The sequence below is a fragment of the Winogradskyella undariae genome, assembly GCF_013285155.1.
Classification (GTDB): domain Bacteria; phylum Bacteroidota; class Bacteroidia; order Flavobacteriales; family Flavobacteriaceae; genus Winogradskyella; species Winogradskyella undariae.
In genome coordinates this window covers 119,581-131,949 of sequence record NZ_JABTEL010000003.1, presented here as the reverse complement: position 1 = coordinate 131,949, position 12,369 = coordinate 119,581, and the positions used below count along the sequence as shown (strand labels likewise).

The 12,369-nt window shown below is 31.9% G+C and carries 13 protein-coding genes; 2 read left to right on the top strand and 11 right to left on the bottom strand.

Features of this window, described 5'->3' with window-relative positions:
- Positions 1 to 65: 65 nt before the first annotated feature.
- Positions 66 to 1,280, top strand: a complete 1,215-nt coding sequence (locus HSX10_RS05115; RefSeq protein ID WP_173587129.1) for a site-specific integrase — start codon at positions 66 to 68, stop codon at positions 1,278 to 1,280.
- A gap of 4 nt (positions 1,281 to 1,284) precedes the next feature.
- Here the strand turns inward: HSX10_RS05115 and HSX10_RS05110 are convergent, their stop codons facing one another.
- The 3 genes from HSX10_RS05110 to HSX10_RS05100 form a co-directional block, all read right to left on the bottom strand.
- Positions 1,285 to 1,782 carry a hypothetical protein gene (locus HSX10_RS05110; RefSeq protein ID WP_173587128.1) on the bottom strand — a complete coding sequence of 166 codons (498 nt, stop codon included), beginning with the start codon at positions 1,780 to 1,782 and terminating at the stop codon, positions 1,285 to 1,287.
- Positions 1,783 to 1,943: 161 nt separating this feature from the next.
- Positions 1,944 to 2,360, bottom strand: coding sequence for a BfmA/BtgA family mobilization protein (locus HSX10_RS05105; RefSeq protein ID WP_173587127.1), 417 nt, complete (start codon positions 2,358 to 2,360; stop codon positions 1,944 to 1,946).
- An 888-nt stretch (positions 2,361 to 3,248) separates the two neighbouring features.
- Complete coding sequence (locus HSX10_RS05100) at positions 3,249 to 3,782, bottom strand: RNA polymerase sigma-70 factor (protein ID WP_173587126.1); 534 nt, start codon at positions 3,780 to 3,782, stop codon at positions 3,249 to 3,251.
- Positions 3,783 to 4,173: 391 nt separating this feature from the next.
- On the opposite strand from HSX10_RS05100, the gene HSX10_RS05095 reads away from it, so the two are divergent.
- Complete coding sequence (locus tag HSX10_RS05095; RefSeq protein WP_367651252.1) at positions 4,174 to 4,425, top strand: helix-turn-helix domain-containing protein; 252 nt, start codon at positions 4,174 to 4,176, stop codon at positions 4,423 to 4,425.
- A 306-nt stretch (positions 4,426 to 4,731) separates the two neighbouring features.
- Here HSX10_RS05095 and HSX10_RS05090 read toward each other — a convergent pair whose 3' ends face one another.
- The 8 genes from HSX10_RS05090 to HSX10_RS05055 form a co-directional block, all read right to left on the bottom strand.
- Positions 4,732 to 5,433, bottom strand: coding sequence for a M48 family metallopeptidase (locus HSX10_RS05090; protein WP_173587125.1), 702 nt, complete (start codon positions 5,431 to 5,433; stop codon positions 4,732 to 4,734).
- Positions 5,433 to 8,552, bottom strand: a complete 3,120-nt coding sequence (locus HSX10_RS05085; RefSeq protein ID WP_217363233.1) for a type I restriction endonuclease subunit R — start codon at positions 8,550 to 8,552, stop codon at positions 5,433 to 5,435. The genes HSX10_RS05090 and HSX10_RS05085 overlap by 1 nt, the downstream gene beginning before the upstream one ends.
- Positions 8,553 to 8,953: 401 nt before the next feature.
- A complete protein-coding gene (locus HSX10_RS05080; protein ID WP_173587124.1) occupies positions 8,954 to 9,625 on the bottom strand; it encodes a hypothetical protein in 672 nt (223 codons plus the stop codon).
- Complete coding sequence (locus tag HSX10_RS05075) at positions 9,615 to 9,971, bottom strand: hypothetical protein (protein ID WP_173587123.1); 357 nt, start codon at positions 9,969 to 9,971, stop codon at positions 9,615 to 9,617. The genes HSX10_RS05080 and HSX10_RS05075 overlap by 11 nt, the downstream gene beginning before the upstream one ends.
- On the bottom strand, positions 9,971 to 10,204 hold the full coding sequence (locus HSX10_RS05070; protein WP_173587122.1) for a DUF2188 domain-containing protein: 234 nt from the start codon (positions 10,202 to 10,204) through the stop codon (positions 9,971 to 9,973). Before HSX10_RS05070 ends, HSX10_RS05075 begins: the two co-directional genes overlap by 1 nt.
- A gap of 7 nt (positions 10,205 to 10,211) precedes the next feature.
- Positions 10,212 to 10,502, bottom strand: a complete 291-nt coding sequence (locus HSX10_RS05065) for a hypothetical protein (protein ID WP_173587121.1) — start codon at positions 10,500 to 10,502, stop codon at positions 10,212 to 10,214.
- Between the two features lie 17 nt (positions 10,503 to 10,519).
- Entirely contained in the window at positions 10,520 to 11,857 is a 1,338-nt protein-coding gene (locus HSX10_RS05060; protein WP_173587120.1) for a nucleotide-binding domain-containing protein, read from the bottom strand.
- Positions 11,854 to 12,369: a Pycsar system effector family protein gene (locus tag HSX10_RS05055; RefSeq protein ID WP_173587119.1), complete on the bottom strand. Its 516-nt coding sequence runs from the start codon at positions 12,367 to 12,369 to the stop codon at positions 11,854 to 11,856. The genes HSX10_RS05060 and HSX10_RS05055 overlap by 4 nt, the downstream gene beginning before the upstream one ends.

The window sequence follows — 12,369 nt, the reverse complement described above, 5'->3', positions numbered from 1 at the left end:
TGTAAAAAGCAAAATGTTGTACCCGTTTTGCAATCTTCATCATTTTTTAATGAATTTATTGTACCATGACCTCAAATGCAAAAATAGTTTTAAGAAAAAAACAGAATAAACAAGGTTTGTATCCTTTGGCAATTCGAATTACAAAAAACAGACGGTCCACCTATCACTATCTAGGGCATTATATAGATCTAAAATATTGGAATGAAAAAGATATTCGTGTAAAAAAATCACACCCAAACGCAGCAAACCTGAATAATCTGTTGGTAAAAAAATTATCAGAGGCTAATAAGACACTAATGAATTTGCAAGCTGAAAAACAAGACATATCAGCAAATCGTATTAAGGATAAATTATACAAAGGCTCAAATGGCTCGACCTTTTTTGAAATCGCAAAAGCATTTTTAGATGAACTTGAAGCCAATAAAAAATTAGCCCGATTTTACTCAGATAAAGTAAGAGTAAATCATGTGTTGAATTTTTCAAAATCGAATCAGCTTTCCTTTCAAGAAATTGATGAAAAGTTTTTAAGGAATTTTAAAACTCATTTAAAAACCAAACATGGCTTATCTGAAAGGTCAATAGTGAATAACCTTGTTGTCATAAGAACCATATATAACAGAGCTATCAAATTAGGAATTGTCGATAGAAAATTATACCCATTCGGGTCGGGTGGAATTCAAATTAAATTTCCTGAAAGTCAAAAATCCGGATTAAATAAGAACGAACTTATTGCCTTAGAACGTGTTGAAGGTTTAACCGAAAACGAAATTCACGCACGAAACATTTGGCTTTTCAGTTTCTATCTTGCCGGAATAAGAGTAGCTGACGTACTCAAAATTAGGTGGTCTGATATTTCTGATAATAGACTTAACTATCGTATGAATAAAAACTCAAAATTATTATCACTAAAGATTCCTGAGAAAGCTCTTCCTATTTTAGAACATTACTCAATACATAAACAAGACGATAATGATTTTATTTTTCCAGAGATGAAAATGATTAACATTCAATCGTCACAGGATGTCTTTAGAAAAATTAACGCGGCTACAACAATGTTAAATAAGTATTTAGCAAGAGTTGCAGAAAAAGCTAAAATAAATAAGAAAGTTACAATGCATATTGCTCGCCATAGCTTTGGCACTATATCTGAGGATAAAATCCCTATTAAGATGCTTCAAAAACTTTATAGACATTCGTCTATAACAACTACGATAAATTACCAAGCGAATTTTATGCATAAAGATGCTGATGAAGCTTTAGAGAACGTTATAAATTTTTGATACATTATAAAGGTATATCATAATCTTTAACATTGTTGTTCTTTAAATTATCTACATAGCCAGAAAATGGACTAGTATATTTTTCCTTTATGATGAAACCTTTTTCAACATAATCTTTAGCGCTCTCTTTCCAGTTTTGAATATTTAGACCTCTGCTCAATTTCCAATTTTTGGTTTGATAATAGGCATAGAATTTTTTTCCTTCCATAGCTGGCCAATTGTTTTCTTTAAAAAAACTTAAAACTTCTAATTCATTTTTTGGCCTTGCCAGTTTATTAAAGTTTTCTTTTGTTTTATGTTTATAAGAAGATACCATATTTTGGCCTGGTTCTGGGACGCAATTAGCCAAATTTTGGCCTGGTTGGCCGCAAAAAATGGCCATCTTAATTTTAGAACCTCTAGCTGGATGATATGATGGATAATATTTTAAATAGCCCCAATCATTTAGATCTCTCAGATAATTGTGATAGGTCGTTTTAGATCTGAATTTTGCTTTTTCCATAATCGACTCCCTGTTTATGGTTATTGTCTTCTTGAAAAATTCCCGATTCCATTTCTGAAAGAATGCCAGGTACAATGTTATGTGACCCTGTTTAATTCTAGTGTCCTTATTGAAGGATTCAAAAATTGCGTTTAGCTGAATAATATAGTTTATCCTTTCCATTACTCATTATCATTGCTATTCAAATATTTCTTTTCTCGAAAGCGGACTTCATTCTTTTCCTCTTTAATCTCTTTTGCTAAAATCAATTTCTTTTTAGGTGGTTCTGCTGCTTGAAAAAGAGCTTGCATCATCGCTGCGGTCGGTTTGGTCTGCGACTTTTCGATATCCTTCATAATAGCAATCATTCCGTTCATTCGTTTTTTGATTAGTACAGAGATTCTATTTTCCAAAGTTTCCATTCGAGGCCCTAAACGCTCCGTCGGTGAAATTCCATTTTCATTAAAAAATTCCATCATCAATAGTAATGTCATCGATTGCGATTTTGATAGCATTTTACTAAATTTTCTAAACTCAATAGCCACAGACCTTTTAATCTTTAATGTCTCAAACTTCTCTTTTTCAAATCTCTTATCCATATTTTTAGTAAAATAATTGCCTCTTTACGGCGGTTTCCGAATGTTTTTAGTAAAAAGCAGAATTATATCTTAAATTTTAAAAAGCTATAAACTCTTCTAAGCCCTGTAAACACTATGTTTATTCAAAAATCGAATATATGTAACATCGCGCAGCGTGTTACCCTCTTGCTTTTCGATTCCTTCATTTTATTTCAGGATCTTCAAACTTTTCAACTAAGGCTGAAAAGCAATACTTCGACTTCTAACTCCATCATATTTTTTAGTAATAAAGTGAAGTTAATTATTTATAAACAACTGACAATCATTTAAATAAACTAATTTTTAAAATCATTTTAGATGACTTTATTTGATGTAATTTGACAAACTTTTTCCTTCTAAAGACACCTACTTATTATATCTTGAGCGTTTTCCTTTTCTTTTGGTATTGAATTCTATGTGCTTTGATGATTACCAAGTTTATTTTATAGCAAAATGATACAGATTAGCGTCCAATTCAATTTCAGTCACTTACTTCCCATAGCTCCATCGCCGTTACCTTTTCGGTAACCGACGCTAAAATTGTGAACGAGTAAGAACTTATAAAAGTGAGTGAGCGAACGGTTATGCAGTTCGTCTCGAGCAGAATTTTAAACTTTGTGTAGAAAAAGGTTGGGGTAATCATTTTGCTGAGCGAACGCTGTCGCTTTTTCTGCGACTGTGTTCAAGATATTGTAGTGAACCTCTTTTCTCGTAATGAAGCTTTTCGCGAAATGCAGTGGAATGGGGTGGAACGGATTGTAATTACTATACTAATCTGATATTGTGAACGGTGTATAAAAGCTATCCGGTCTTATATGAGAATATTTCGATGTTATGGTTTAACTTCAAACCGTCTTAGAATTTTAAAAATTAAAAGCTGTTTAGTAAGCTTCCAAGAGAGTGTCTTAATTTTTTGTAAGCAATCCGTTTCTGAGATTTAACCGTATTAATCGTTATGGATAGTTCTTCAGCTATTTCATTATTGGTATATTCATTTAGGCTAAACCTTAAAATCTGTTCACATTTATTGGGTAGTGTTTTTATTGCACTATCCAAATTTGCATAAATATCAACAATTGCCAATTCACTTAAAAAATGTTCGTTGGTTTGAATTTTATCAAAGTCAGTATCTAGAGTTCTTATTGTGCCTTTATGGTGTTTACTGCGTAAAAAATCTAATGATTTGTTTTTAACAGAAGTATACAAAAACCCTTTAATGGCATTATAGTTTGGATACGACACTTTACGTTCCCAAGTTTTAATAAACACGTCTTGAACGACATCCTTGGACGTATCTAAATCTTTTAAATATCGATTGGCAAATAGACATAGAGAGGGGTATAAGTCATTAAAAAGTGTCTTATATGATTCTTTACTTATGAAATGTAATTCATCCTTGGACATATTTCATAGTGCTTAAGTGAAGTTATTAGTAATTCCCTAATTAACTGTGAGTACCATGCGACATAGTTATAGTTTGTTGGCATTAGCTTACCAAACATTAAGTGAAACACCTCCAAATTTAAGGACGTTCAGAAAACCATGAAGCGCAGTACTCACCTTATCTAGATAGAGGTACTGGTGTACCTTACAATGACAAGAGAGTCCACGCCCAGGACGTGAGCCAATCTACTTATCATCTCTAGTTTAAAAATTACCAGTTTTCTATTCAGAGACTCTAAGCGATGACTTCAAGTATTTTATATTCGAAGAATCGCAAATTTAATAATTCAACTGCTAATATAATAAATTAATTTAAAAATACGGTCGAACGCCCGAATTATTTTGTTGTTCAATGATTTTCTTTGTTAGGATGACCAATATAAATTTTAAAATATGTAGCTATATAACTAAAGAGTGGTTACATCCTTGGTTAAATGAAGGCAAGTCACAAAATGCTTTTGCCATCAAACATAATATCGACGAAAGTACCGTTAGAAAAATTAAGAATAAGAATGAATATCGGGTACCTGTTGAAACTCTTTACCGTATTTGTGAAGCTCGTGGCATTACATTATCAGATTTTTTCAGAGATATAGATTGCTGAACTTTAGAGTGATTTATGAGTAGCTTCGCGAAATTCCCGACTAAGAATAAACATCCTAAACCTATAAAATTGAAATTGTTATTTCTCTGTATAGCTAGCATCAATATGATTTCCAGAAACTAAAAGGTTGATTATGTCTTTGTCATTCTGAATTTTAAAACTTTGTAGATTAAAACGGTTTATTATTTTTTTAAGCGAATGCCGTCACTTTTTATGCGACTGGGTTCAAGATTGTTGTAGTGAACCGCTTTTCTCGGAATGAAGCTTTTCGCAGAAAGTAGAGGAATTGCGTGGAACGATTTGTTTTTAAGCCAACCTCTGTTCTAATTTATCTTTCCATTTCTCCCAAGTAGGCATAACTGTTGTTAAAGTATTATAGAACTTTTTATTATGATTTGACACTACTAAATGAGTCATTTCGTGTATCAAAACATATTCAATACACTTTGAGGATGCTTTGATGACTTCTGGATTTATTATGATTTTATCTATAGTATTACAACTTCCCCAACGTTTGGCCATTCTTCTAATTTCAATCTTTGGCATTTTGAAATCATATTCTTTAAATTTTGAATAAGCTTCTAAAGCAAGGGTATTAAATTTTTTTTCAGCGTGTTGATAATACCATTGTGCTAAAAGCTTTTTGACTGTTTCTTGTTTTATTTCACCTTTACACATTACTTCTAATTTACCCGATTTGAGTTTTACTTGATTTAATGATCCTGAGGTTACTTTTAATAAATAAGATTTTCCTAAATAGTAATGTGTCTCACCTGAAACGTATTGTCGTTCGGGTGTTCGTGGTAAAAACTGTTCAAAGTATTGCTGTTGCTTAATAATCCAACTTGCTCGTTTTTCTACTTTCTGATCGATGTCTTGAATTGAACTGTCTTCAGGCGCAATTATATGTACTGAACTATCTGGATGCACTTCTATAGCTAGTGTTTTACGACCAGACCTCTGAAGTTCAAAGAAAATTTCTTTGGTACCGTATTGTATACTTCGCATTAAAAATTATTTTTTGCTACTCTTAAACACTTAATTAGAATTGCGTCTATTTCATCGAAACTTATTTCTACACCTAATTGACTTCTTTTGCTTATTAAGTAATCTTCAATTTGGTTTTCCATTCTATTTTGAATATCGACGTTCTTTTTCCAATCGGTTATAATTAGATTATTAACGATTTCTTCAATCTCAACACCAGCTTCTGCGACTTTCTTTTTACTAATTTCTTTGTCTAGTTTTGTGTTAAGCACTTCATTTAAAGCTCCGTAAAAAGCACGTGCACGAGGATTGTTTTGTAAGTTATCAGGAATTCCATCTTGATAACCACTCGCCAAATCATCTCGCGTTTGTTGTATTGCTTCTAGATACTCTTTTTCAGTAAGTCTACCGTCGTAAAAACTTTTAATAGTTTCTTCAATCAGTTGCGAGAACTTCTTGTAGAAGGCCTCGTCTTTTTCCATATTCTCAGTAATCACCTTCTTCATTTGATGTGCTATGAAATCTGCTTTTGACGCTGGCGTTTTACCATAAGTCTCTAAAGCTTCTTCTACCATATTTTTATCAAATATGTTAACATCTGTTGTAAGTACCTGTACTTCATCTGCATCTATATACGTATCTAAAAGTTTACGAACTCTTGGTTCGTATTCTTTGTATGACACTTTTTCAGCATACCTGAATTGTACTGATAGACGTAAGCTTTGAAATTTCTTTAATTCGCTTTTATAAAACCCTATTTGTTCTGTATTAAACTCCATATAAAAGTCATCTGAAGCTAGCGCAGTTTGTAATATTCTTGCAAACGCAGAAACTCGTTCGTAGAATTGATCGCGCACATCTTTTTCTGCAATATGTCTCTCTAAAGCTTCAATGTCATTTTTGTTATAAATACCATTAAATATATCCCAGACCTCAGCGTGACGTATGGGCACTTTTCTTATTTCATCTTTGACATCTACTACCGTATTTTTTAAATCTTCTTCATCAAAATCTTCTAAAGCACTGTACTCTGTTAATGCTTCATCTAGCTTTCCTAAAACACCTACATAATCTATAATGTGACCATATTCTTTTCCTTCGAATAATCTATTTACACGTGCAATTGCTTGTAATAAATTATGACCTTTAAGTGGTTTTGCTAAGTATAATACTGTATTTCTAGGTGCATCAAAACCGGTCAGTAATTTACTTACCACAATTATCAATTCAACCTCATTACTATTTTCTTTGAAACGGTCAATGACATTTGTTTCATAAGCCTCTTGATCGTTATATCGTTCTAGAATTTGCTTCCAATACTTTTGTGATTCACTTGTTGTTTCAGACCAAACATCATCATTATTTTGTCTACCATCTGGTGGTGTAAAAACCACTCTCGTGTTTATTTTAAGATCTGGATCTGTCTGTGCTTCAAAATATTTTTGATATTTAATAGCGGTATCAATTTTAGGAACTGCAAGTTGTGCTTTAAAACCTGTTCCTTTCCAGTTTTCACTAAAATGCTTTGAAATATCATATGCAATTTCTTCAATGACATTGTCGGACTCATATATTTTAGCAATGGTAGCAAACTTCTTTTTTAAATCTTTTCTAGCTTCTTCATTTAAAGATGCTGCTAAGCGCTCAAAACCTTTATCGATTTGCTTTTTATTAATGGTCAATTTTGCAGATCTTCCTTCATATAATAATGGTAATACAGCACCATCTTTTACAGCCTGGTCTATGGTGTATTTGTGAATAAATCCACCAAATTTCTTAGACGTACTCTTTTGAGATTTCATCAAAGGTGTTCCAGTAAAACCTATATATGACGCATTAGGAACAATGCGTTTCATATTAGCGTGAGCCGAACCGTATTGACTACGATGACTTTCATCTACCAAGACAAAAATATTTTGAGACTCGTCTTTGAACGAAGCTCTTTTAGTAGCAATTTCAAATTTATCAATGATGGTAGTAATGATTTCATTGCCTTTATCTTGTAAAAGCTCTACTAAGTCATTACCACTTCTTGCTTTTTTAACGTGTTTACCACAGTTGACAAACGTTTTAAAGATTTGTTTATCCAAACTTATCCTATCTGTTACTATAATAACTCTTGGCGATTCTATAGATGTATCTAGCGCTAATGCTTTAGATAACATTACCATTGTTAAAGATTTACCACTTCCTGTCGTGTGCCATATCACACCACCTTGACGGTTTCCTTCCTTGTTTTTAGTTTTTACACGTTGTATGGTTTCTTGTACCGCGAAGTACTGCTGATAACGACATATTTTTTTATCTGGACCATCAAATACAATGTACTTATATGTTAAATCTAAAAGACGTTTTGTACCACATAAAGCAAATATGCCTTTGTCTTGTTCAGTTACTAAGCGATCTTCAGCTTGTGTAGTATTTGTTTTCTTTTTTAAAAGTTTAGAGACTTCTTTTTCTACATCTTCTTTCCAAATTGACCAAAACTTTGCAGGTGTTCCCGTTGCACCATATTTTACTTCGTTTGGATGTACCGCTAATAATAATTGTGCATAATGGAACAGTCTAGGTATGCCTTCTTTTTCTTTTTGGTTGCGTATGTTTTGAGAGATAGCTTCATCTATGGAATCATTTTTATCACGACGTTTGTTTTCTATAACTACAAATGGAATTCCGTTTACAAAAAGCACAATATCTGGACGCCGTTTTCCTTTACCACCCTCTACTTCAAACTCTTCGGTTACGTGGAATACATTATTTTCTGGATTTTGCCAATCTATGTATTTTATGGTGTATGCTTTACGATCTCCTTGTACGGTTTCATTAAAACTTTTACCAAGCGTTATCAAATCATAGACGCGCTCGTTGGTTTGCACTAAACCCTCATTAGGCACATTTTTAAGCGCATTAATAGCGCCCTGAATACTTCCTGTTGAGAATTTATAGGATTCTCCTTTATATTCAAACTCATTAATCTTTGACAGCTGTTTGGCTAAAATATCATCTAGTATGACATTCGTGAACATCTCACTTCGCGCTTTAAAAGCATCCTCAGGTGATACGTATTGCCAACCCATTTTTTGAAGCAATGCTAAAGCTGGTTTTTGCGAATCGTTGTATTCTGTGTAGTTTACTGTCATAATTTTAAACTAATTATTTTTTGCTTTTGGGAATTATATATGTTTTTGGGGAACTATTTTATTTTTTAGGGAATAGAAATCTGTGTACATATTTTTCGTTTTCATTACAAAACCTCCTAAAACCCTTATAAAACGATACAAATTCATAATAGCATTCATTGAAACATTATTTATAGTATTAACTCCCTTATTAGTTTATGGGGAAACTTTATTACTTTTTGGGGAACTTTTTTAAGCACCTTTTAAAACATCTGTTATATTATTTAAATCAAGAATCACATAAGTGTTCATTTCACTACGTGCTTCAAAAGCGTTGTTGAAGGACAAATATTGTCAACTGATTTTTTTTAGTAGTTCTAAAGCTGGTTATTGCTAATCGTCGTATTCGCTATAGTTTACTTTCATAATTCATTAGTTTCTAAAAATCGTACTCTAGCATTGTTCCATTCTATAATTGTTTCATATTTATAATCCTCTTTATCGTAATAAAAAACCTTTATTTTAAAATAAGTTTGATTAGGATGACCTGAAGTATTACCACTTAATTGTATATATCCGTCTTTTTTTATGGGAATATCTTGATCCCATTCTTCAAAAGTAAAATCCCCTTCTCCCTCTAAAGTTTCAAAACCACTATAGAATGCCATCTCTCCGCGATTATCTAGCTTGATATGAATTGTATAATCTGTCCCGTTATAACCACTACCATTAGACCATAAATGTGGCTTTACAGTCATTCTTACTCGTTTTTCAAAAAGTTTATTAAGCTTAACAAGTTCATTAATTTGATCTTGTTGACCTTGAATCTGTAGTTGTTGAGATTCATCTCTTTTGAATAAATCTTTAAACGCTTTTATCGCCGCAATAATACCAACTAGACCACCAATTGCAGCTATCCATAAACCCCAATACTCAATTCCAGTAAGAGGCTCTGCAATTGTCTTTATAGTCGCGCTATCTGGTAATAAAAACTCCTGCTTTAAGTCTAACCTCAATGTATCTTGCACAGACATAATGGTATCTTTAACAATCCCAATTTTAGTATTTTTTAATATGATGATTTTATCCTGCATCGGCTCCTAATTTTTGAAATTCTACTCTTGAGCCATCACCAAATTCTAATATCATTAGGTTATTGGTGAAATGCCAGATTTTCAGGTTTTGATATGTTAGATTTTCTTCAGTCGATATTAAATGATGTAAACTAATATCTGAAATCAAGTCTGGATAATTTATTATTTCCGGAACACCATGCCACTCATAAATAATTTCTGAACCATCGTCTGTCCATCTATAAACTGTAAACATAGAAATGCCTGTATGATGCTGTTCATCATAAACCCTAACATTAAAATCTGTAATTACACCATTGTGTTCGTGCCTCCAAATACCATATAACTGTTCTAACGAAATATTCATTAGTTTTTATCTTTAGGTGGATTAGGGTCATTACCATGACTGTCTGGGTTTTGTATTCTCCCATTACGTTTATGAGGTATTAATTCTGAACCTTCAGACCTACTTTTTTGTCTGCTCCAATCCATTGCTTCTTTTTTTGTTTCAAAATGTTTTGAAGCTCTTTCTGCTTTTTCTCTTTTTGAGTCCCAACCACCATCAGGGTTAGCAACTACGTGTCTTTCTTTTCTTGGCATATCTATTTTAATTTAAGTTTGCTCTTTCAATAGCAAGCGCTTGGTTGTATTCTTTTTCACTCTTATACTTATACAGTTCTGTGATTTTAACTTTATTTGACGATAAATTATCGTATTCGCAAAGAACTTTTAGGTACACCTCATTTTTTAAATTTAGATTTACCACAACATCTTTTAGTTTATCCATCCTTCCTTTTAAAGTCTTGTGGCATTGTAAAAAAAGCTGTTGCATATCACTATTAAACTCTAAACGTTGTGGCCCAGTTAAATTTTTTATAATATTAAATTCTTTTTCCATAAAATTTTTCTAAATTTTTAATTCAACAAACTATTTATATCTATTTCGCTATCCAATTTATCATCAACATATACTGGGAATTTCAATATAATGTTATCTGAATGTTCTCGTTTAATAGAACATTTTAAGTAATGATTACCATGATAGCCAGCATGTGCAATACAATGACTTTTATTTACAAATTTTTTCTCAAAATCATGATTTTCGTCTTTTGCCTTTTTTGCTTCAGACCCATAATTATATGCTTCCCAAGTAATTGTTTCATAATGCTTTCTGTGATATGGGGAATTATTAAACATTAATTGATACTTGATCAGCCTACCTTTAAGAATCGCATAATTATTTTCAAAATATTGTGAACTATTATACTCTTGGTCTGGTTTATAAACTGTTGTCATTAATGTGAATGGATTATCGAATATTTCCAGTTTACCACTGCCATTTTGTTTATAAAATGAAAAACTATTTAAATACTTTTTCCAGTCAAAATCGAATTGGCGATAATTGAAAACTGGTGATTGAATAATATAACGGTCATCTACATACTCCCCATTTTTTTTAACTCTTGGCGTAGAAATATACTCTTCTTTCATTTCAATTGCATCCACTAAATTTTTACCAATTCTAATGGAATTTACAGAAGCTTTGTGCTGAAGTTTCGCAGCTAAATCAGTATGAAGACTTGTTGTTGTTAATTCATTACAGTTAGTAATGCCATAGTGTGACCACATTACTTCTTCATCTGAGCCATAATCAATACCTACTCTAATTTTAATTGGGTCTAAGCCATAGCTAACAAAAGCAGAAGATAAATCCTCGGACACTGCCTGACACAAAACGCTTGCTGCATTTAATGCATTAATAATACTATCGTTAGAATTTGAATCTTTTCTAACAAATTGGACAAAAGCAGCGTCACCCTGTAAACGATGTACATGACCACCAAAATGACTTACAACATTTATACAAAGTGTTAATAAGGTATCTTTGATTAATCTCACTTCTTCTAACGAATATTTTAAAGCTAATCTTGTAGAACCTTTTATATCAATAAACATTGAAACGCAATGATGTTTTAGCATTTGATTTTCAGCCAAATATTCAAAATCTGGATGATTGCCGATAGTAACATTATCAAATGAATATTTATTTGGTCCAAAGTACTTTTGCAACTGATTAGAATCGAACTCCAAAATAGTTTTAGAATTTGGCTCTATGTTAGTTGGTACTGATGAGAACGTTTTTGTGCTTTCATTTAATAATACATAAGGCGAACTCCAACCTTTTTGAAGTGTTTGACCAGATCTACTTAAAACACTTTCTAAACCGGATTTATAATTTTTAAATAAGCTCATACTACTTTGATTATTATAATTGATAACAATAGGATTAACTGCACAAAAACCAACCTAATTGCCCAACTAATTCTGAAATATTTTATTTTAAGACCTTTAGATATGGCAAAAATTTGTTTTGCCATATCTTTACAAATCTTTTTATTTTTTTGTTGTTTATACTGTTTTAAAAAGACCTCTTCATCCATATCTGCTATGGAATTGAAAAACACTAGAGAATGGTATTTTTTACTACTTGAATTGTTTGTTTTTAAAAACGGAAATACTGCCGCAATTGTAAATGCAATGCTTACTAAACCAATAATTAAAATGATAATTAGCAAACCTATTGTCCAGCTTTTATCCTCTGAATTATCAAATTCAACTATTGTTTTAAAACTTGTAATGATAAAACCGAATATAAAAGCGCTAAAAGCTAATAAAAAGTTCCCTTTACTATTTGCGCCCTCAATGTAATGGTCAAACCTATCCAATACATATCTTGAGTTTTCTATTTCTTTAAATTCTTCCAT